We start from the raw sequence: 19,469 nt of genomic DNA, 5'->3' as shown, positions 1-19,469 counted from the left end.
TGGTGCCGGTGTGAAAGGTGGCAACCGACGGCAGTGCCTGGCCGACGGCCCGAGCGCTCACAGGCGCGGTCTGGCGCCTAGCGGGGATGATCGGCGCGGTAGCGTTCGAAGGCGGCAATCGCATCTTCGACGGTGACCAGCGCCATCACGTCATCGAACTCGATCTTGGTGCCCCAGCGCAGCTGGTCGGCCGGCTTGTGCAGGAACTTGCGCGCAGCCGCGTCGTAGCGGTCCACGCAATAGCGCACGTCCGAATACGGGCCGCTGCGCCGCGGATTGCTGGCCGCATGCAGTCCCAGCACCTTGGTGCCCATCGCATTGGCGATGTGCATCGGCCCGGAATCCGGCGTCACCACCAGATCGGCGCGGGCGAGCAGGGCGGGCAGCTGCTTGAGCGTGTCCTTGCCGACCAGGTCCAGTACCGGCGCGCGCGCACTGGCGACGATGGCGTCGGCGGTGCTGCGCTCCAGATCGCTACGCCCCCCGCACAGGACCACGCGCCAGCCCTGCGCGGCCGCATGATCGGCCAGTGCGGCATGCCGATCCGGATACCAGTTGCGTCGTGCGTGGCTGGAGCAGGGCGAGATCATCAACACCGGGCGACCATCGTCCTGCCACTGCGCCTGCGCCCAGGCGTGCGCATCCTCGGGCACCGGCAGATCCCAGCGCACCCGGGTCTGCTGCAGGCCCAGCGGTTCGGCGAAGCTGCCGATGGCGTCCAGCACGTGGATACCGGGGCGGTCGGCGATGCGTTCGTTGACGAACAGGCCGTGCAGGTCCTTGGAGCGGCTGCGGTCGTAGCCGATGCGCCGGCGCGCCGGCACGAAGGCCGAGAGCACGTTCGCGCGCAACGCCACCTGCATCTGCAGCAGGGCATCGAAGCGACCCAGCGGCACCAGTTGCCGGCGCAGTGCGCGCATGCCGGCCACGCCACTGCGTTTGTCGTAGGCGTGGAAATGCACGCCGGGCAGGCCGTCGAGCAACTTCAGCCCGGCCTTGTCGATGATCCAGTGCAGCGCCGTCTGCGGAAAGCCCGCCTGCAGCGTGCGCACCAGCGGCACCACATGGGTGACGTCGCCCAGGGCGGACAGGCGCAGCAGACACAGCGATGCAGGCGTTACAGCCATGGTGTTGTTAGACTCGATAGATGGTTTCTTTCGACGCCACCGAAGCGCTGACGCCGTACCGCGAGGGCCGCGGCTATGGCGCCATTCTGTTCGACCGCGAACGGCTGCGGCAAGCCGATGCCGGGCTGTTTTCGCCGCAGCGCTGGGGCGACAGGGCGCGGCCGGTGGATGAGGGCGGGCGTGGCGGGGCGTGGTTCGTGGATGCGCCATTCGGCCGCAGCGTCTTGCGGCAGTACCTGCGTGGCGGCATGGCGGCGCGCGTGAGCCGCGATCACTACCTGTGGAAAGGCGCCGGACGCACGCGCAGTTTTGCCGAGTTCCGGCTGATGCGCGAACTGATCAAGCGCAAGCTGCCGGTGCCGCGACCGCTGGCTGCCTGCTATCTGCGCGAAGGCCTGGGCTATCGCGCGGCGCTGTTGATGGAGCGGCTGGAAAACGTGCGCTCGCTGGCCGATCACGCCCAGGTGGCCGGGCGCGGTGCGCCGTGGGAGGCCACTGGCCAGCTGATTGCGCGCTTCCATCGCGCCGGGCTGGATCACGCCGATCTCAACGCCCACAACATCCTGTTCGATGCCGGCGGGCATGGCTGGTTGATCGATTTCGACCGCGGCGTGCTGCGCATCCCGGCCACGCGCTGGCGCGAGCGCAACCTCCAGCGGCTGCATCGTTCGCTGCTGAAGCTGCGTGGCAGCCGCAGCCGCGAGGAGGTCGACAAGGACTACGAGCGCCTGCACCGCGCCTACGAACTGGCCTGGGGCCGGGGCTATTGATGCAATGGGGCTTGCGTGTCCAGGGAGTCGGCAATGCGTCGGCAGTGGCGCTCGGTTCGCCGATGGCCACGCTCGAGCGTGCCGGAGCGCCATGGCTGACCATCGATTGCGGGAGCGAGGGGCTGACTGCCTATCAGGCGCACTACGGCCAGCTACCGCAGTCAGTCTTCATCACCCACGTGCATCTGGACCACGTCGGCGGGCTGGAGCGGCTGTTCGTGGACAGTTATTTCTCCGAGCGACGTGGGCGCACGCGCCTGTACGTGCCGGCGCCGGTGGTGCCCCTGTTGCAGCGGCGCATCGCCGATTATCCGAATGTGCTGGCCGAGGGCGGGGCCAACTTCTGGGATGCATTCCAACTGGTGCCGGTGGGCGATGCGTTCTGGCACGACGGCGTGCGGCTGGAGGTGTTTCCGGTGCGCCACCACTGGCCGGAGACCGCCTACGGGCTGCGCCTGCAGGGCGCGCTGGTGTGGACCGGCGACACCCGGCCCATCCCGGAGATGCTGAAGCGTTATGCCGGCGACAACGAGCTGATTGCGCATGACTGCGGCGTTCACGGCAACCCGTCGCATACTGGCGTGGACGATCTGGAGCGGGAGTACCCGCAGGACCTGTTGAGCCGCATGCTGCTGTACCACTATGCCAGCGATGCCGACGGCGACGTGCTGCGCGCGCGTGGTCACCGCGTGGCCGTGCCCGGGCAATATCTGACGCTGGCGGACCCGACCGCCGCCATGGTGCGCTGATGGGTGCCCTGACGCTGCCCACGCTGGCCGGCGCGCCCATGCAGGACCGCTACGGCCGCCCGCTGCGCGACCTGCGCCTGTCGGTGATCGAGGCCTGCAACTTCCGGTGCGGCTACTGCATGCCGGCCGACCGCGTGCCCGACGATTACGGCCTGGATGCGCAGCAGCGGTTGAGTTTCGATCAGCTGGAGACGCTGGTGCGCTCCTTCGTGGCCGTGGGCGTCACCAAGCTGCGCCTGACCGGCGGCGAGCCGCTGCTGCGACGCGACCTGCCGAGCCTGATTGCGCGTCTGGCGGTGATCGATGGTATCGAAGACCTGGCGTTGACCACCAACGGCACCCTGCTTGCGCGGCAGGCGCAGGCGTTGCGTGAGGCCGGCCTGCGCCGAATCACCGTCAGCATGGATGCGCTGGACCCTGCGCTGTTCGAGCGCATGAGCGGCGGACGCGGCCAGATCGCACAGGTCCTGGGCGGGATTGCCGCGGCCGAGCGCGCCGGGTTCGAACGGTTGAAGATCAACTGCGTGGTGCAGCGCGGCGTCAACGAAGACCAGGTGCTGCCGCTGGTGGAGCACTTCCGGGGCAGCGGGCATGTGCTGCGTTTCATCGAATTCATGGACGTGGGCAGCTGCAACGGGTGGACGCCGGAGGCGGTGGTGAGCTCGGCGCAACTGCATGCGCGCATCCACGCGCGCTGGCCGCTGCGGGCGCTGGATGCCAACTACATCGGCGAGGTCGCGCAGCGACACGCGTTTGCCGATGGTGCCGGCGAGGTGGGATTCGTCAGTTCGGTCAGCGTGCCGTTCTGCGGCGACTGCCAGCGTGCACGCGTGTCGGCCGATGGGCATCTGTACACCTGCCTGTTCGCCAGCCAGGGCCATGACCTCAAGCCGGCCCTGGCCGAAGGCGAGCAAGCGCTGGCGACGCATCTGCGGCAGCGCTGGAGTTTGCGCGGCGACCGCTACAGCGAAGTGCGGGCCTCGGCGCCGCGGCGCGGCAAGCCGGTCGAGATGTTTTTGATCGGCGGATGAGCGAGAACCTGCTGCTGGCTCAGCCGTGCGCGTTGGAACTGCGTCTGCTCGATCTGCGCAGCCGTGTGCCGATGTGCGGGTTGTAGAAGCGCTGCCCGAACCGGCGTTTGCCGAGTTCGGTGCGTCGGGGCCGTCGGTACACGCACAGCGCGGTGATCGAGGCCTGGCGCGCCCCCGGTGTCGCGGCCGAGTGCCACGCCGATGGCTCTGAGTGCGTGCGGCTTGCATCGAATCTTGCGCAGCTGCGTTAGCGGTCGATGGATCGCCGTCAGGGTGTTGAGCGACGGGCCTTGCGCAGTTTGTCGTGGCGCAGGAACGCTGACGCATGCCGGTTGCTGTTCCATCAAGGCACCCCGTTCACCGAGAATGCCGCATCCTGCCTGCCTGTTTTCGCGTCGCCTCCCATGTCTGCCAAATCCCGTTCCGCCCGCCTGACCCACATCGACGCCGCCGGGCTTCCCACCATGGTGGATGTCTCGGACAAGGCCGTCACCGCGCGCAGCGCCACGGCGACCAGCCGGGTGCGCTTTCCGGCAGCGGTTGCGGCGCAGTTGCGCGCCACTGGCTTGCGTAGCGCCAAGGGCGGCATCGTGGAAACCGCAGTGATCGCCGGCACCATGGCGGTCAAACGCACGCACGAGCTGATTCCGTTCTGCCATCCGTTGCCGATCGATGCCTGCCGGTTCGAGATCGACTGGGCTGGCGAGCAGGTGCTGGACATCCAGTGCACGGTGCGTTGCGTGCACCGCACCGGGGTGGAAATGGAGGCGCTCACCGGCGCCAGCATGGCGGCCCTGACGGTGTACGACATGTGCAAGGCCTTGTCGCATGCCATGACGATCGGGCCGACCAGGCTGGTGTGCAAGCGTGGTGGCAAGCGCGATATCGGAGCGGCGCAATGAGTGCGACGGTGACGGTGTTGTATTTCGCCAGCCTGCGCGAGGCGGCGGGCATGGCCGACGAACGCGTGCAGTCCGATGCACAGAGCTTGCGTGGCCTGTACACCGAGCTCGATGCGCGGCACGGCCTGCGTTGGACACCGGCGCAATTGCGGGTGGCCGTGGATGGCGCGTTCGCGCGCTGGGAGGATGCGCTGCGCGACGGCAGCGAAGTGGTGTTCATTCCGCCGGTGTCGGGAGGTTGAGCATGAGCGAGCAGAGTGCCGCGGTGTTTGCGTTGTCCGATGTCCCGTTGCCGCTCGATCGGTTGCGTGCCGGGATGGAACATCCGCATGCTGGTGCCTTTGCCAGCTTCGAAGGCTGGGTGCGCAATCACAATGACGGTCGCAGTGTGGCCGGGCTGCGCTACGAGGCGTATGCCGCGCTGGCGCAGGCCGAAGGCCAGCGCGTGCTGGACGAGGCGATGCAACGGTTTTCCATTGTGCACGCGCACTGCGTGCACCGCGTGGGCGAACTGGGTATCGGCGACATGGCGGTGTGGGTGGGTGTGAGTGCGGCGCACCGCGGCGCTGCCTTCGATGCATGCCGCTTCATCATCGACGAGGTCAAGGCGCGCGTACCGATCTGGAAGCACGAGCATTACCTCGACGGCGATGCGGGTTGGCTGCATCCGGAATCGCAGTAGGGCAGGCGCGAGCGCAAGGCTGGCTGATGCGTGAGGCCGGCGCGGCGCGCCGTAGGACGCTGACGTCGTGGGAATGCGTCGCCGTCGCCACGGCGAGTGCGAATGATTGCTTGGCTTTGTACACGGGCGCACAGCGCTGCACGAGATGACTGCTGCTTGCCGCTTGATCAATCGCATGCAAGCCAGGATTCCGGCTGTTTTGCGTGGCGTCTGTGGAAAGTTGGGGTGGTGTCCCCGCCGGTTGACCTCGGCGCCCGCATCAATCGATACCGTTGCTGCCTTCCGGCCCTGGCGGGATTTTCGATCTAGCGTCGCGAGGGACCGACGGGGCCACCATAAGACGTGGGCCAGTGGCATGGCCCGGGATCTGCTGCGACGGTGTCATCGCGCACATCGTGAATCTGGCGGAGAGAGGGGGATTCGAACCCCCGAAGCGCGGTTTAGACGCTTACACACTTTCCAGGCGTGCTCCTTCAACCACTCGGACACCTCTCCGTGCCTGCCGGACGACCAGGTCGAAGGCAGGAGCGGGATTCTAGCCGTCACGCGCGCCGTTAACAAGGACACCCGCCAGGCGGCAGCGCATCCGCGTGCAGTGGGGACCTGCTGGGCAGGGGCGTGGCGGCATGGTCGGCGGCGTGAAGACGGGCGGCAACCCCTGAACGATCGGCTTGACACGGCATGGCACAATATCGGTTCAGAAGAAGCCGGTTGCCCGATGTCCTATCTCGTTCTCGCCCGCAAGTGGCGCCCGAAGCGTTTTGCCGAGCTGGTAGGCCAGGAACACGTGGTCCGTGCGCTCAGCAATGCGCTCGATAGCGGGCGCGTGCACCACGCCTTCCTGTTCACCGGTACCCGCGGCGTGGGCAAGACCACCATCGCGCGCATCTTCGCCAAGTCGCTGAACTGCGAGACCGGCACCAGCGCCGACCCGTGCGGTACCTGCCCGGCCTGCCTGGACATCGATGCCGGGCGCTACATCGACCTGCTGGAGATCGACGCCGCCTCCAACACCGGTGTGGACGACGTGCGCGAGGTGATCGAGAACGCGCAGTACATGCCCTCGCGCGGCAAGTTCAAGGTCTACCTGATCGACGAAGTGCACATGCTCTCCAAGGCCGCCTTCAACGCGTTGCTGAAGACGCTGGAAGAGCCGCCCGAGCACGTGAAGTTCCTGCTGGCCACCACCGACCCGCAGAAGCTGCCGGTGACGGTGCTGTCGCGCTGCCTGCAGTTCAACCTCAAGCGCCTGGACGAAGACCAGATCCAGGGCCAGATGACCCGCATCCTGGCCGCCGAGCAGATCGAATCGGACCCGTCGGCGATCGTGCAGCTGTCCAAGGCGGCCGACGGCTCGCTGCGCGACGGCCTGTCGCTGCTGGACCAGGCGATCGCCTATGCCGGCGGTGCGCTGCGCGAGGACGTGGTGCGCACGATGCTCGGCACGGTGGACCGCACCCAGGTCGGCGCCATGCTGCAGTCGCTGGCCGATGGCGATGGCGCGCAGTTGCTCAAGGTCGTGGCCGCGCTGGCCGAATTCTCGCCGGACTGGAGTGGCGTGCTGGAAGCGCTGGCCGAGGCCCTGCACCGCGTGCAGGTGCAACAGCTGGTGCCGTCGGTGGCGTTCGTCGGCGACGGTATCGACCCGACTCCGTTTGCCGCCCAGCTGCGCCCGGAAGTGGTGCAGCTGTGGTACCAGATGGCGCTCAACGGGCGTCGCGATCTGTATCTGGCGCCCAGCCCGCGCGCAGGCTTTGAAATGGCGGTGTTGCGGATGCTGGCCTTCCGGCCGGCGGCAGCGGTGCCGGCCGGCAGCAGCGACGATGGCCGTGGAGCCACGGTCGGCGGCGGCACGCGTGCGCCGGGCGCCGGCGTGCAGGCGGCTGCGCCGGCCGCCGCCGCCGCCGCCGCCGTGCCCGCAACAGAGCCGGCGCAGGCCATGGAAGCGGCATTTGCGCCACCTGTGCCTGCTGCACCGCCGGCCGCCGCTGCTACTGCGCCGGTGGTCTCGCTGTCGGCCTCGGCAGCGCCTGTCGGCGCAGCGACGGCGCGCACCGACGATACCCCGCCCTGGGCGGTGGACGATGCGCCGGTCAGGACGTCCGCAGCGCCTGCGCCTTCTTCGACCGTGGCCGTTGCGTCCGACGCCACCGCGCCGGCGATCGCTTCGGCAGCGGTGGTGGTTGCGCCGGAAGCGGCCATGGCGCCTCCTGTCGAGGCCGCAGATCCTGCAGCCGCATCCGATGCGACTGCGGTGGCCGTGCCGCTGGCTGCACCGTTGCCGGTCTCCACGTCGGTATCCACCGCACCGGCCAGCACTCCGGCAGCGTTGATCGATGACGGCCAGATTGCCGATGCCGAGCAGTGGCTGGACCTTGTCACCCGCAGTGGCCTGAACGGCCCGTCGCGCCAGCTCGCGGCCAACGCGGCCTTTATCGGTCACCGCGATGGCGTCTTGCGCCTGGCGCTGGCGCCGGGCTTCGAATACCTCACGTCCGAGCGTTCCATCGCCAACCTGGCCCAGGCGCTGGCACCGGTGCTGGGCAACACGCCCCGCATCGTCATCGAGACCGGCAGTGCCGATGTCGAGACCTTGCACGAGCGCGCCAGCCGGCAGAAAGGCGAGCGCCAGAGCGCCGCCGAAGACGCTTTCATGAACGACCCGCATGTGCAGCAGCTGATCCAGCAGCAGGGCGCGCGGGTGGTTCCCGATTCCATCCGCCCTTACGACGAGTAACGACCCATGCGTGGAAATATCGCCCAATTGATGCAGCAGGCGCAGAAGATGCAGGAGAACCTGCAGCGCGCCCAGGAAGAACTGGCCAAGCTGGAAGTCACCGGCACTGCCGGCGGCGGCATGGTCAGCGTGACGCTGACCGGCGCCAAGGAATGCCGCAAGGTGCGCATCGATCCGAGCATCCTCTCCGACCAGGAGATGGCCGAAGACCTGATCGCCGCCGCCTTCAACGACGCCTCCAACAAGATCGACGCCGAATCCAAGCAGCGCATGGGCTCGGCCACCGCCGGCATGCAGCTGCCGCCGGGCATGAAGTTGCCGTTCTGAACGAGTGGGATTGGGGAGTCGGGATTGGGGAGTGGCCAGAAGCGAGTTTGCTTCTGCATCTGCGAATCCCGAATCTCCAATGCCCAATCCCGGCCACGCAATGTCTTCCTTACTCGAACAACTGATCGAGGCCTTCCGGGTGTTGCCGGGCGTGGGCCAGAAATCCGCCCAGCGCATGGCGTATCACGTGCTCGAACGCGAGCGCGAGGGTGGGCGTCGCCTGGCCGCGGCATTGGGCAATGCGGTGGAAAAGGTCGGGCATTGCGTGCAGTGCCGCGATTTCACCGAATCGGACATCTGTGCGATCTGCGCCAGCAGCAGCCGCGATCGGCAGCAGCTGTGCGTGGTGGAATCGCCGGCCGATCGCCTGGCGATCGAGCACGCCACCGGCTACCGTGGCCTGTACTTCATCCTGCAGGGACGCCTGTCGCCGCTGGATGGCATCGGCCCGCGCGAGCTGGGGCTGGACCGGCTCGGCGAGCGCCTGGCTGCCGGTGAAGTGACCGAAATGATCATCGCCACCAACGCCACCGTGGAAGGCGAGGCCACCGCGCACTACCTGGCGCAGCTGGCGCGCCAGCACGGCGTGCGCCCCAGCCGGCTCGCCCAGGGCATGCCGCTGGGCGGCGAGCTGGAATACGTGGACCGTGGCACCCTGTCGCATGCCTTCGGCACGCGCAGTGAGGTGCTTTGAGGGCGGGGATTGGGGAGTTGGGATTTGGGATTCGCTAAAGCAGGCTGACGCGCGCGGTAAGCTTTGGCCAATCCCGAATCCCAACTCCCGATCCCGTCTATGACCGACACCATCTTCGGCAAGATCATCCGCCGCGAAATTCCGGCCACCATCGTCTACGAAGACGACGACGTGCTGGGCTTCGAAGACATCGCGCCGCAGGCACCGGTGCATGTGCTGTTCATCCCCAAACAGCACGCGATTCCCACCCTGGACGATGTGCTGCCCGAGCAGACCCTGCTGATCGGCAAGCTGGCGCTCGCCGCCGCCGCATACGCACGTGAGCAGGGTCTGGCGCAGGATGGCTACCGCATCGTGATGAACTGTCGCGAGCACGCCGGGCAGACGGTGTTCCATATCCATCTGCACCTGCTGGCCGGCGCGCCACTGGGACGATTCGGTACGCCCTGAGCCGGGCGCCGTGTGCCGACCCGGCATCGGGCACACGCCGGACGGCTGGTCGTCGGCCTTCCGCACACGCTCGCGCAAACGAAAACGCCGCTCCTGCGAGCGGCGTTTTGCATCAGGTCTGACTCAGCGGTGGATTACCACCAGCCGCGGCCCCAGCCCCAGCCGCCACCCCAGCGCGGACCCCACGGATCGCCCCACGGGCCATACGGGTAGGCCGGAATCACCTCCACATCGCGCACTTCCGGCCACAGATAGACCACGTCGGCCGCCACCTTGGGCAGCTTGTAGTCGTACTCGCCGATCTTGGTGGTTTCATACCCCTCGATCTTGCCGATGAAGGTGACCTCACGGCCCGGCTCGAACACCGCTGGGTCGTAGAAGCCTGCGCGGCAGGCCAGGAAGCGGCCATCGCTGGCATCCACGGCATTGCGATCCGGGCGCCCGCTGGCATTGAGCGGACGCGAAATCAGCTCGAAGCAGGTCTGGCCCTGGCTGGGCTTGGTCTGGATGATCTTGCCGCCCCAGCGCACCGAGGTGCCCAGTTGCGCGCTGGCAGTGGAATCGCTCGGGCTGACCGTGGGGAACTGGCCCTGCAGCGGCTTGGGCGCGGTAGCGCAGGCTGCGAGCCCGAGCACAGCGACAATGGGAATCAGAAAACGGGTACTCATGAGGAAGCTCCGGTTCGCGGGCGATGCTGCTGCAAGTCTTTCAGAAGTGAGGCGCTGTCCGAATCGGCGCCAGCGTATCGCGCGGCAGCGAAACGTTGGCTGAGTGCCAACAGTGTCGTGTCCGGGTGTGTGCGGGCCACGCGTCGCGCCCAGGTGATGGCCGGTTCGTGCGGTTCCCGGGCAAGGCCCAGCTTGCCGTAGCGGTGGCTGACCCGGTGCCAGGCGCGCAGCAGCGGATCGCGTTCGCGTTCGCCACGCGCCAGCAGCCAGCCCATCCAGGCCAGGGCACCGACGGCAAACACGCCGAAGAGGGCGGCCAGCTGGGTGGGATCCAGGCGCTCGATGCCGAACGGTTGCAGCAGCCGTTGCTGGCGGTCGGCATTGAAGGACAGCACCAGGTCGTTCCAGCCGCGGCGCAGCCAGTCGCTGACCTGGCCCAGGCTGGCCCAGGCGCCGAGCTGGGCGAAGTCGTTGCCGCCACCGGTCTGCAGGCGATCTTCCAGGGTGTCGTAGATGCGCTCCGGCGCCACGGCGGCAGTGGGGTCCACGCGCACCCAGCCGCGGCCTGCCAGCCACACCTCGGTCCAGGCATGCGCATCCATGCGCCGCACCACCCAATAGTTGCCGAAGCTGTTGTAGGTGCCGCCGGCATAGCCGGTGACCACGCGTGCAGGGATGCCGGCCGCGCGCATCAGCACCACGAACGCCGAGCTGAAGTGCTCGCAGAAGCCGGCCTTCTGCTGGAACAGGAATTCGTCGACGCTGTTGCGGCCCAGCAATGGCGTGTCCAGCGTGTAGGCGAATTCGCGGGTGATCCACTGCAGTGCCCGCTGCACGATGGCGTCGTCGTTGCTGCCGGCTTCGGTGCGCCATTGCCGGGCCAGGCTGAGCGTGCGTGGATTGAAGCCGGGCGGCAGCGCGAGCGCGCGTTTGCGCAACGGCTCGGGCAGGTCGATGTCGAAGCGTGCCGGCGGTGCCGATTGCAGCTCCCAGCGGGTCAGCGCACTCAAGGGGCGCTGCGCGAACAGTTCGTAGTCGGGCGAGAGATCGGCATTGGCAACGCCCTGGGTCGGCAGGTCCAGCGAGACCAGCTGACGCCGGTCGGTGGGCTCGTAATCCAGGCGATAGCGATAGGTCTGCGGGCCGGAAGTCACCGTGGCGGGGCGGCCGCGACCGGTCCAGCGCGCGCGCTGCCAGCTGCGGCCGTCGAAATCCCACATCACCGGCCCGCGCCAGTAACGCTGCTGCGGGGGCGGCGCCTTGCCGGCGAACTGCACGCGCAGTGCCGGGCTGTCGTCGGCCATCAGGTCGATCCATTCGCCCGGCGACATGTTGTCCGACAGGCCGGGGCGCGACAGCGCGCGCTCGGGCACTCCCCAGAGCGGCGAACTCAGGCGCGGCAGTAGCCAGAACGTGGCCAGCGCCAGCGGTACCCCGATCGCCACCAGTTTGCCGATGCCGCGCAACTGCAGGCGCAGGGTGGGGGTGGGGGTGCGGTGCTCTTCGTCGGCCAGCCGCTGCATGCTGAGCAGGGCGCCGAGCACGGCCAGCAGCGCCAGGCCCATCGTCGTCGGCCCCTGGTCGAGCAGGAATGCAGCGAACGGTGCGAACAACGCAAAGCCGAGCAGGCTGCGCGCATCGCGCAGGGTGCGCAGTTCGGAGGCCTTGATCGCCAGCATCGCAGCCAGCACCGCGCAGCCGGTATCGCGGCCGAAACGCATGCCGATCTGCCAGTACACCGCCGCCAGCATCGCGATCACCAGCAACAGCCGCAGCGGCGCCAGCAGGCTGCCGCGCCAGCTCATCGCCCCGACCAGCACCGCGGCCACCGCGATGGTGGCGGCGAGCAGGCCGGGCAGCTGCAGCAGCAGCGGCGCCAGCGCCAGCCAGCTGGTGGCCAGCACCCAGCCACGGCTGGCCTGTGAAATGGGAAGGGCCGGCTCAGTCATGGGGAAGCAGTGCCAGGGCGCGCAGACACAGATGATGGTGCGAGGGCCCTTGCGCAGGCCCCAGCGGCGGCTGGCCGGGCAGCAACAGGCGATAGCGGCGCCCGTCGCGTTCGGCCAGGTTGACCCAGCGTGCCAGCCGCGCGATGCGGCGTTCGTAGGGCAGTGCGTGCAGCGTGCGCCAGTCCAGGGTCACTTCGATCCCGAGGGGCTGTTCGTACTCGCGCACCAGCAGGGTGTCGCGGCGGGCCGAATGCTTCCAGGAGATCGTGCGTGGGGCATCGCCGGCGCGGTACGGGCGCAGCTGGTGCAGTTCTTCGCCCTGGGCGTGCAGCCGGGTCTGGTTGGGCGCGCCGGCGCCGTCCGGCAGGGTGGGGCCGTGATCCTCGGGCCGGGGGTAGGCCAGCAGCGGCGTTTCCGGCCAGACCCAGGACCAGGCACGTACCAGTCCCAGCGGCTGGGTGCTGGACAGGCGGATGCGTTCGATGTCCTGCCAGCCGCGCCGGGTGGTGGGCACCAACAGGTCGACCTCGGCGTTGTCGTGGTCGAGCAGCGAACAGAAGCCGCTGCTGTCCAGATGATCCAGGCGCAGGCCACGCCGCAGGCGGGTGTCGCGGCGGGCCAACGAGACCCGCATGCGCAGCGGTTCGCCGGCGACCACCGGTTCGGCCGACACCGCTTCCACGCGCAACGCCGACAACTGCAGGTGCGCCATGATGCTGCTGGCGATCCCGGCGGTGGCCAGCAGCAGCGCCAACAGCAGCGCCGGGTTGTTGTTGTAGTTCAGCGCACCCAGCAACATCGCCAGCAGCAGTGCGGCGACGAACAGGCCGAAGCGGGTCGGCAGCACATAGATCCGCCGCCGATCCAGCACGATCGGCAACGCTTCCGCGCCCCGCGGACGGGCCAGCAGGCTGAGTCGGCGGCCAACGCCGCGCAATGACGCAAGCACCGGTCTCAGTCCACCGGCACGCTGTGCAGCAGCGCCTTGGCCAGCGCCGGACCGGACGAGGATTCGGCTTCCGGTACCAGCCGGTGTCCGGCCACGGCGACGAACAGCGCCTGCACATCCTCCGGTAGCACATGCTCGCGCCCCAGCAGCAGCGCGTAGGCCTTGGCGGCGCGCAGCAGTGCGATGCCGGCACGCGGCGACAGCCCCACGCGCACCCCAGCATGCTGGCGGCTGCGCAGCAGCAGCGCCTGTACATAGGCGATCAACGCATCGCTGGTGTGGATCTGGCCGACCACCGCGCGCAACGTCACCACGTCGGTATCGCTGAGCTGCGGTGCGGCCTGGGCGATCAATTCGCGCCGGTCGGTCCCCGACAACAGGGCGCGTTCGGCATCGGCGCTGGGGTAGCCCAGGCTCAGCCGCAGCAGGAAGCGGTCCAGCTGCGAATCGGGCAGGGGAAACGTGCCCGACAGGTCCACCGGGTTCTGCGTGGCGATCACGAAGAACGGCTCGGGCAAGGAATGCGTGATGCCATCCAGGGTGACCTGCTGCTCGGCCATCGCTTCCAGCAGCGAGCTCTGCGTGCGCGGCGGGGCGCGATTGATTTCATCGGCCAGCAGCACGTTGGTGAACACCGGGCCGGGGTGGAACTGGAACTGGCGCGAGGCGGCATCGTAGACCGACACGCCCAGCACATCGGCCGGCAACAGGTCCGAGGTGAACTGCACGCGCTGGAAACCCAACCCCAGGCTGGAGGCCATGGCGTGGGCCAGGGTGGTCTTGCCCAGGCCGGGCAGGTCCTCGATCAATAAATGTCCCCCGGACAGCAGTGCCACGAACGCCAGCCGCACTTCCTGCGCCTTGCCCAGCAGCAGCGAATTGACCTGGTCTTGCGCACGCCGCAGCGATTGGCGCAGCGCATCGGTTAGCATTTCCGTGGAACGCAGCGGTGTCGACATCACAATTCCGTAGGTGAAAAGAAGAGTGCACAGGGCAATGCAGGGGGACCAACGCGCACATCGCACCTTCGTGATCCTGTGGACACTGGCCACTGCCGTCAAGCTGTTGATCGCCGCACGCTTGCCGTTGTTCGTGGACGAGGCGTTCTACTGGCAGGAAGGCCAGCACCTGGCGGCGGCGTATTCGGATCTGCCGGGCATGACCGCCTGGCTGACGCGACTGGGTGTCGAATTCGGTGGACATCACCTGCTGGCGCTGCGGCTGCCGTTCCTGGCCATCGCCGCGTTGCTGCCGTGGTTGATCGCGCACATCGCCACGCGCTGGTTCGGCTCCACCCTGGGCTGGCAGGCGGGCAGCCTGACTCTGCTGATGCCGCTGTCGGCCACGCTGGGCATCCTGGCGGTGCCGGACGTGCCGATGGCCCTGGCCGCGGTGCTGTGCATGGACGCCGGCGCACGCCTGTTGCGCGAGGTCGATGCCACCAGTGCGCTGGAGCTCGCCATCGGCCTGGTCATCGGTGCGCTCAGCCACTACCGCTTTGTCGGCGTGATCGGGGTGGGCTGCATTGCGCTGCTGTGCATTCCGCAGGGGCGCGCGGTACTGCGCGACCCGCGCATCTGGATGGCGCTGACGGTAGGTGCGATGAGCTGGCTGCCGCTGCTGTTCTGGAACACCGACCATGACGAGGCCGGGCTGCGCTTCCAGCTGGTCGATCGGCATCCGTGGCGTTTCCAGATCAGCGGCCTGTGGTTCCTGCTGATCCAGGCGGTGGCGGTGACGCCGCTATTGGCCTGGGCGATGCTCAAGGTGGGCCTGGCCGGCACCCGTAGCGGCGGCGGGTCGCGGGCGCAATGGCGCTACTTCGGCCTGCTGGGCGGCATCTCGACCGTGGCGATCTTCGTGCTCGGCTTCTTCAGCGATGCCGAACGCATCAGCTTCCATTGGCCGCTGCCCGGCTATCTCGCGCTGCTGGTGCCGGTGCCGATGATCCTGATGCGCTGGCCGCATCCGCTGCGGCGTGCCGCCTGGCTGCTTGCGCTGCTCGGCACGCTGGGCGCGTATGGGTACTACCTGGCGGTGTCGGTGCCCTCCATTCGCGCGCAGGCGGCCGGCGAAAAATACTACCCGCGCAATTTTGCCGGCTGGAACGATCTGGCGCGCGCGGTCAAGCGCCAGCTGGCGCAGATGCCGCCGGGCACGCGCGTGCTGGCGGGGAATTTCAAGGTCGGCGCCGAGCTCGGTTTCCAGTTGCGCAATGCGCAGATCGAGGTGCTGTACGCCGAGTTGAACGACAAGCACGGGCGCAGCGCGCAACTGCAGCAGTGGGGGCTGCTCAGCGACGGCAGGCGCGACGGACCGCGCTTGCTGGTGCTGTCGCCCAGCGATCAGCGCTATCGCGATCTGCTCGCGCGCTATCACGCCGTCTGCGACATGGTCGGGCCATTGCCGCCGCCCACCGTGGTTTCCACCGATCATGGCTACCAGCGCTTCCTGCTGTTCGCACTGCCGGCCCAGCGCGCACCCGGTCCATGCGTGGCCCCGGCGATGGCCTGGATCGATGCGCCACTGCCGGATGCGAACGTCGCCGGTCGGGTGCAGGTGCGCGGCTGGGCCTTCAAGGATGGCATCGGGCTGGCAGCCGTGGAGCTGCTGCTCGACGGGCGGCCGGTGGCGAACGCCGAGTATGGCAGCGTGCTGGACGTGCGCCCGTACTGGAAGATCTCCACCGACCCGCAGCATCCGAATGTCGGCTTCTCCGCCACGCTCGACACGCAGGCGTTGCCGCCCGGCACGCATTGGTTGGGACTGCGCCTGCACGGCCGCGACGGCAGCGTCGAGGACTGGTGGGAGCAACCCGTCACCGTTTCCGCACCCTAGATCCCGCGATGACCGATACCGTCTCCTCTCCCCATCCCGCGCTTGCGTCCGGGATTCGCATCGCCGTGCTGGTGCCGTGCAACAACGAGGCGGCGACCGTGGCCGAGGTGGTCGGCGCGTTCGCCGCGGCGCTGCCGGGCGCGGTCGTGCATGTGCTGGACAACAATTCCAGCGATGCCACCGCCGCGGTCGCAGCGGCAGCGGGCGCGCAGGTGAGTCGCGTGGCGTTGAAAGGCAAGGGCAATGTGGTGCGGCGTGGATTTGCCGATGTGGAGGCCGACATCTATGTGCTGGTCGATGGCGATGCCACCTACGATGCAGCTGCTGCGCCCATCCTGGTGCGCAAGCTCGTCGACGAGCGGCTGGACATGGTGGTCGGCGCGCGACGCGATCAGCAGCAGGCCGCTTATCGGCCGGTCATCGCGTCGGCAACGTATTGTTGACGCGTTGCGTGGGGCTGCTGTTCGGTCGCAGTTTCGACGACATGCTGTCCGGCTATCGGGTGTTCTCGCGGCGCTACGTCAAATCCTTCGCCGCGCATGCGCAGGGTTTCGAGACCGAAACCGAACTGGCCGTGCACGCCCTGCAACTGCGCATGCCGGTGGCCGAGGTGCAGACCGCCTACGGCGTGCGCCCGGAAGGCTCGCAAAGCAAGTTGAATACCTGGCGCGATGGCTGGCGCATCCTCACCACCATCGCCAAGCTGTTCAAGGCCGAACGGCCGTTGTTGTTCTTCTCGATCGGCTTCGTGCTCAGTGCCGCGCTGTCGATCGTGCTGGCGATCCCGCTGTTTGAAACGTACCTGCAGACCGGGCTGGTGCCGCGCTTTCCAACGGCGATCCTGTGCGTGGCGCTGATGCTGCTGGGATTTCTGTTGCTGGCCTGTGGGCTGATCCTGGACACGGTCACGCGGGGGCGGGTCGAAGCCAAGCATCTGGCCTATCTCGCCGAGCCGGGCGTGGGAACTCTGCGTGCGATGCTGCGCGCCGGGGACGCGACCTGATGGCAACTGCGACCGCCGCTGCATCCATCACCCGCCGACAGCGCTTTTTGCACTGGGCGGACCATCGTTTCGGCTTCCATTCGCCGCGCCATGTCATCGCGGCGACGTGTGCAGTGGTGCTGCTCGGCGCACTGCTGTCGCTTTGTCTCGGCCAGGATGCCAACTGGGATCTGCGCAACTATCACCTTTACATCGGCGATGCCTGGGTCAATGGCCGCCTGGGCGTGGATCTGGCACCTGCGCAGATGCAGAGCTACTTCAGCCCGTTGCTGGATGTGCTGCATGCCGGGTTGATGCTGCGGCTGCCGGCGCCACTGGTGGGAGCATTGCTGGGTGCCTTGCACGCGCTGGTCTTCATTCCGGTGGCGGCAGTGGCGTGGCGGGTCCTGTCCAACCATCCCCGGCGCGCGCAGTGGGCGCCGCTGCTCGCGTTGGCCGGCATGTGCAGTGCGGTGTTCCTGTCCGAACTGGGCGCCACCATGGGCGATACCGGTGCTGGGGGCCGTGGCCGCCGTGCTGTGGGCACACGCCGGGGCGCGCGGCGGTGCGCGTGTTGGGCGGATATGGGGCATGGCCGGCGCGCTGATCGGTCTGGCGGTGTCGCTCAAGCTCACCAACGCGTTGTACGCGCTGGCCTTGGCGCCGGCGATGCTCTGCGATGGCGGGCCTGGGCGTTCGCGCGTGACCGCGCTCGCCGTGGTGTCGGGCACGGCGCTGCTGGTGTTGGCGCTGGTGGCTGGCCCGTGGTACTGGCAGGTGTGGCAACAGCTGGGCAACCCGCTGTTTCCACAATTCAACGGCATCTTCCAGTCGCCGCTGGCGGCGCCGGTGTCGATTGCCGATGTGCGCTGGCTGCCGCGCAACCTGGGCGAACAGCTGATCTGGCCGCTGCTGTTCACGCTCAAGCCGCAGCGAATCGGTGATCTCGGTCTGGTGCAGGCAGTTTGGGCGGTGTTGTACGTCGTGGCCGTTCTCGCAGTTGGGCGCAGCGTGCTGCGGCGTCCGGTGCGGACAGATGGCCTCGATCGCTCCGCCGTCGTGCTGCTGGTCTTCTTCGGCGTCGCCTACGCGCTGTGGCAGGCGGTCTTCAGCATTCATCGCTACCTGGTGGTGCTGGAGCTGCTGGCACCGCTGGTGCTGTGGATCGTGTGCCGACGCGCCTTCACCGCTCAGCCTGAGCGCAAGGCCGCCTGGTTGATCGGTCTGTGCGCGCTGGTGGCGGTAGTGGGGTGGAAGGATTGGGGGCACGAGTCCTGGGCGCGCGACAGTTTTCGGGTCGAGCAGCCGGACCTTGGGGATGCGGCTGCCGCGACCGTGTTGCTGGTTGGCGATGAGCCGCAATCCTGGCGCGTGCCGCTGCTGCCACGGCAGGCGCGCTACATCGGGGTGGCCACCAACATCTCCGAAACAGATCAGTATCGCCAGCGAGTGCGCGCGCTGATCGCCGAGCGGCCGCGGCTCTATGCGATGTTGGGTGCGGCGCGCGACAAGCAGCAGTTGCGGGTCGATCGAATGAACCAGCTGGCGCAACAGCTGGGCTGGGATGTCCAGCCGCAGTGCACGCGGTTGCGGTGGCTGATCGCGCGCGGGCTGCGTGCCGGGCTGGAAGAGGTGCCGCCGGGGCGCTGCCTGCTCACGGTGCCCAAGGGCAAGGCGCTGGATACCGTCGCTGCGGACCGCGCGGTGCGCGAGGCTGCGCAGCAGCGTCTTGCTGCGTATGGGCTGACGCTGGATCCGGCGCGCTGCCGCATTTTGTCCTCGCAGGTCGGGCAGGCCGACTATCCCTATCAGTTCTGCGCACTGGCACATCCGTAGCAAGGAGCGGCAGGTGCGAGAGCGGGGTATCGCCGCGGGTGGCTCGGCGGCGATGCCGGCGTGATGTTCGTTCAGGCCGGCGCTGCTGTCGCAAGCTGCGTCCGCAGCGGGTTTCAAGGAAGCACGAACCCCGCCTGTCGCAGCAACCGAGCCAGCGCGATCAACGGCAGGCCGATCAGTGCGGTCGGGTCGCTGGTGCGGATGGCGTCGAACAGGCTGATGCCCAGGCCCTCGCACTTGAAGCTGCCTGCGCAGTCCAGTGCCGGCTCGGCGGCCAGGTAACGCGCGATGTCGTCAGGCGTCAGTGGGCGCAGCTGCACCTCGGTCAGATCCAGTGCGTGGAAGCTGCGTTGTGGGCCTGTCAGGCTGACGGCGGTGTGGAAGCGCACCGTGCGCCCGGCCATGGCGCCCAGTTGCGCACGCGCCTGCTCCAGGGTGCCGGGCTTGCCCAGAATCTGTCCGTCCAGGTCGGCGACCTGGTCCGAGCCGATCACCCAGGCGTCGGGCGCGCCGGCTGCCACGGCCGCGGCCTTCTCGGCGGCCAGGCGGCTGGCCAGGGTTTCAGGGCTCTCGTCCGGCTGCGCCTGCTCATCGACGTCCGGGCGGGCGGTGCTGAACTCCAGTTGCAGGCGGGCGAGCAGCTCGCGCCGGTAGACGGAGGTGGAGGCGAGGATCAGGCGTGGCATCATGGGCATGACGAAGGACGGGCAGGGGGAGTTTGCCAGCCGGCACGGGTCGCAGGATCTGTGAATGGGTGCATTTGACATGGCCTCGGCGG

General features: G+C 68.2%; 17 protein-coding genes, 1 tRNA gene, 1 other RNA gene and 3 pseudogenes. 14 read left to right on the top strand and 8 right to left on the bottom strand.

From position 1 onward, the window contains the following. Positions 1-77: 77 nt before the first annotated feature. Complete coding sequence (locus tag ACCQ05_RS16095) at positions 78-1,127, bottom strand: glycosyltransferase family 9 protein (protein ID WP_228964162.1); 1,050 nt, start codon at positions 1,125-1,127, stop codon at positions 78-80. A gap of 20 nt (positions 1,128-1,147) precedes the next feature. On the opposite strand from ACCQ05_RS16095, the gene ACCQ05_RS16090 reads away from it, so the two are divergent. The 7 genes and pseudogenes from ACCQ05_RS16090 (at position 1,148) to ACCQ05_RS16060 (ending at position 5,261) form a co-directional block, all read left to right on the top strand. Continuing rightward, positions 1,148-1,897, top strand: coding sequence for a 3-deoxy-D-manno-octulosonic acid kinase (locus tag ACCQ05_RS16090; protein WP_104539785.1), 750 nt, complete (start codon positions 1,148-1,150; stop codon positions 1,895-1,897). Next, on the top strand, positions 1,897-2,646 hold the full coding sequence (locus ACCQ05_RS16085; protein ID WP_372391510.1) for an MBL fold metallo-hydrolase: 750 nt from the start codon (positions 1,897-1,899) through the stop codon (positions 2,644-2,646). Before ACCQ05_RS16090 ends, ACCQ05_RS16085 begins: the two co-directional genes overlap by 1 nt. After that, positions 2,646-3,677: a GTP 3',8-cyclase MoaA gene (gene moaA, locus ACCQ05_RS16080; protein ID WP_228964164.1), complete on the top strand. Its 1,032-nt coding sequence runs from the start codon at positions 2,646-2,648 to the stop codon at positions 3,675-3,677. The genes ACCQ05_RS16085 and moaA overlap by 1 nt, the downstream gene beginning before the upstream one ends. Before the next feature lie 155 nt (positions 3,678-3,832). Continuing rightward, positions 3,833-4,054 (top strand): annotated as a pseudogene (locus ACCQ05_RS16075) (DUF4440 domain-containing protein); the annotation flags it as partial. A 27-nt stretch (positions 4,055-4,081) separates the two neighbouring features. Then, entirely contained in the window at positions 4,082-4,579 is a 498-nt protein-coding gene (gene moaC / locus ACCQ05_RS16070; RefSeq protein WP_372394127.1) for a cyclic pyranopterin monophosphate synthase MoaC, read from the top strand. Then, a complete protein-coding gene (locus ACCQ05_RS16065; protein WP_228964166.1) occupies positions 4,576-4,821 on the top strand; it encodes a MoaD/ThiS family protein in 246 nt (81 codons plus the stop codon). Before moaC ends, ACCQ05_RS16065 begins: the two co-directional genes overlap by 4 nt. Then, positions 4,818-5,261 (top strand): molybdenum cofactor biosynthesis protein MoaE, encoded by a 444-nt coding sequence (locus ACCQ05_RS16060; protein WP_372391508.1) that lies wholly within the window; start codon positions 4,818-4,820, stop codon positions 5,259-5,261. The genes ACCQ05_RS16065 and ACCQ05_RS16060 overlap by 4 nt, the downstream gene beginning before the upstream one ends. 231 nt (positions 5,262-5,492) lie before the next feature. Here ACCQ05_RS16060 and ffs read toward each other — a convergent pair. Both ffs and ACCQ05_RS16050 read right to left on the bottom strand, forming a co-directional pair. After that, positions 5,493-5,589: signal recognition particle sRNA small type (gene ffs / locus ACCQ05_RS16055), an RNA gene on the bottom strand. A gap of 74 nt (positions 5,590-5,663) precedes the next feature. Then, positions 5,664-5,756 (bottom strand) — tRNA-Ser (locus ACCQ05_RS16050). 223 nt (positions 5,757-5,979) lie between these two features. Here ACCQ05_RS16050 and dnaX point away from each other — a divergent pair. From dnaX to ACCQ05_RS16030, 4 genes are all read left to right on the top strand, one after another. Further along, entirely contained in the window at positions 5,980-7,998 is a 2,019-nt protein-coding gene (gene dnaX / locus ACCQ05_RS16045; protein WP_372391506.1) for a DNA polymerase III subunit gamma/tau, read from the top strand. Between the two features lie 6 nt (positions 7,999-8,004). Beyond that, a complete protein-coding gene (locus ACCQ05_RS16040) occupies positions 8,005-8,325 on the top strand; it encodes a YbaB/EbfC family nucleoid-associated protein (protein ID WP_104539777.1) in 321 nt (106 codons plus the stop codon). A 100-nt stretch (positions 8,326-8,425) separates the two neighbouring features. Further along, positions 8,426-9,019 (top strand): recombination mediator RecR, encoded by a 594-nt coding sequence (gene recR / locus ACCQ05_RS16035; RefSeq protein WP_372391504.1) that lies wholly within the window; start codon positions 8,426-8,428, stop codon positions 9,017-9,019. Between the two features lie 99 nt (positions 9,020-9,118). Further along, on the top strand, positions 9,119-9,469 hold the full coding sequence (locus ACCQ05_RS16030; protein ID WP_372391502.1) for a histidine triad nucleotide-binding protein: 351 nt from the start codon (positions 9,119-9,121) through the stop codon (positions 9,467-9,469). 134 nt (positions 9,470-9,603) lie between these two features. Here the strand turns inward: ACCQ05_RS16030 and ACCQ05_RS16025 are convergent, their stop codons facing one another. From ACCQ05_RS16025 to ACCQ05_RS16010, 4 genes are read right to left on the bottom strand one after another with little or no spacing between them, the layout of a single operon-like run. Continuing rightward, a complete protein-coding gene (locus tag ACCQ05_RS16025) occupies positions 9,604-10,137 on the bottom strand; it encodes a Slp family lipoprotein (protein ID WP_104539774.1) in 534 nt (177 codons plus the stop codon). Continuing rightward, a complete protein-coding gene (locus tag ACCQ05_RS16020) occupies positions 10,134-12,086 on the bottom strand; it encodes a transglutaminase TgpA family protein (protein WP_372391500.1) in 1,953 nt (650 codons plus the stop codon). Before ACCQ05_RS16020 ends, ACCQ05_RS16025 begins: the two co-directional genes overlap by 4 nt. Beyond that, a complete protein-coding gene (locus ACCQ05_RS16015; protein ID WP_372391498.1) occupies positions 12,079-13,035 on the bottom strand; it encodes a DUF58 domain-containing protein in 957 nt (318 codons plus the stop codon). Before ACCQ05_RS16015 ends, ACCQ05_RS16020 begins: the two co-directional genes overlap by 8 nt. A 5-nt stretch (positions 13,036-13,040) precedes the next feature. Then, positions 13,041-13,994 carry an AAA family ATPase gene (locus ACCQ05_RS16010; protein WP_228964172.1) on the bottom strand — a complete coding sequence of 318 codons (954 nt, stop codon included), beginning with the start codon at positions 13,992-13,994 and terminating at the stop codon, positions 13,041-13,043. A 37-nt stretch (positions 13,995-14,031) separates the two neighbouring features. Between ACCQ05_RS16010 and ACCQ05_RS16005 the strand changes: the two genes are divergently transcribed. The 3 genes and pseudogenes from ACCQ05_RS16005 to ACCQ05_RS15995 all read left to right on the top strand — a co-directional run bounded on the left by ACCQ05_RS16005 (position 14,032) and on the right by ACCQ05_RS15995 (position 18,691). After that, positions 14,032-15,873, top strand: coding sequence for a glycosyltransferase family 39 protein (locus tag ACCQ05_RS16005; protein WP_372391496.1), 1,842 nt, complete (start codon positions 14,032-14,034; stop codon positions 15,871-15,873). Positions 15,874-15,881: 8 nt separating this feature from the next. Beyond that, positions 15,882-16,876, top strand: a pseudogene (locus tag ACCQ05_RS16000) (glycosyltransferase family 2 protein). Next, positions 16,876-18,691: pseudogene (locus tag ACCQ05_RS15995) on the top strand (hypothetical protein). Before ACCQ05_RS16000 ends, ACCQ05_RS15995 begins: the two co-directional pseudogenes overlap by 1 nt. A gap of 113 nt (positions 18,692-18,804) precedes the next feature. Here ACCQ05_RS15995 and ACCQ05_RS15990 read toward each other — a convergent pair. After that, positions 18,805-19,380, bottom strand: a complete 576-nt coding sequence (locus ACCQ05_RS15990; RefSeq protein ID WP_372391493.1) for a Maf family protein — start codon at positions 19,378-19,380, stop codon at positions 18,805-18,807. Between the last annotated feature and the right edge of the window lie 89 nt (positions 19,381-19,469).

Source organism: Xanthomonas sp. NCPPB 3582, assembly GCF_041475735.2.
GTDB lineage: Bacteria > Pseudomonadota > Gammaproteobacteria > Xanthomonadales > Xanthomonadaceae > Xanthomonas > Xanthomonas codiaei.
This window is presented reverse-complemented; position numbering and strand designations above follow the sequence as displayed.

What these genes read in the sequence shown, in the direction of transcription:
- ACCQ05_RS16090 (WP_104539785.1), top strand. Translation starts at nt 1,148, where the DNA reads ATGGTTTCTTTCGACGCCACCGAAGCGCTGACGCCGTACCGCGAGGGC.
- dnaX (WP_372391506.1), top strand. Translation starts at nt 5,980, where the DNA reads ATGTCCTATCTCGTTCTCGCCCGCAAGTGGCGCCCGAAGCGTTTTGCC.
- ACCQ05_RS16030 (WP_372391502.1), top strand. Translation starts at nt 9,119, where the DNA reads ATGACCGACACCATCTTCGGCAAGATCATCCGCCGCGAAATTCCGGCC.
- ACCQ05_RS16025 (WP_104539774.1), bottom strand. Translation starts at nt 10,137, where the DNA reads ATGAGTACCCGTTTTCTGATTCCCATTGTCGCTGTGCTCGGGCTCGCA.
- ACCQ05_RS15990 (WP_372391493.1), bottom strand. Translation starts at nt 19,380, where the DNA reads ATGATGCCACGCCTGATCCTCGCCTCCACCTCCGTCTACCGGCGCGAG.
- ACCQ05_RS16005 (WP_372391496.1), top strand. Translation starts at nt 14,032, where the DNA reads ATGCAGGGGGACCAACGCGCACATCGCACCTTCGTGATCCTGTGGACA.
- moaA (WP_228964164.1), top strand. Translation starts at nt 2,646, where the DNA reads ATGGGTGCCCTGACGCTGCCCACGCTGGCCGGCGCGCCCATGCAGGAC.
- ACCQ05_RS16095 (WP_228964162.1), bottom strand. Translation starts at nt 1,127, where the DNA reads ATGGCTGTAACGCCTGCATCGCTGTGTCTGCTGCGCCTGTCCGCCCTG.
- ACCQ05_RS16065 (WP_228964166.1), top strand. Translation starts at nt 4,576, where the DNA reads ATGAGTGCGACGGTGACGGTGTTGTATTTCGCCAGCCTGCGCGAGGCG.
- ACCQ05_RS16010 (WP_228964172.1), bottom strand. Translation starts at nt 13,994, where the DNA reads ATGTCGACACCGCTGCGTTCCACGGAAATGCTAACCGATGCGCTGCGC.
- moaC (WP_372394127.1), top strand. Translation starts at nt 4,082, where the DNA reads ATGTCTGCCAAATCCCGTTCCGCCCGCCTGACCCACATCGACGCCGCC.
- ACCQ05_RS16040 (WP_104539777.1), top strand. Translation starts at nt 8,005, where the DNA reads ATGCGTGGAAATATCGCCCAATTGATGCAGCAGGCGCAGAAGATGCAG.
- ACCQ05_RS16020 (WP_372391500.1), bottom strand. Translation starts at nt 12,086, where the DNA reads ATGACTGAGCCGGCCCTTCCCATTTCACAGGCCAGCCGTGGCTGGGTG.
- recR (WP_372391504.1), top strand. Translation starts at nt 8,426, where the DNA reads ATGTCTTCCTTACTCGAACAACTGATCGAGGCCTTCCGGGTGTTGCCG.
- ACCQ05_RS16085 (WP_372391510.1), top strand. Translation starts at nt 1,897, where the DNA reads ATGCAATGGGGCTTGCGTGTCCAGGGAGTCGGCAATGCGTCGGCAGTG.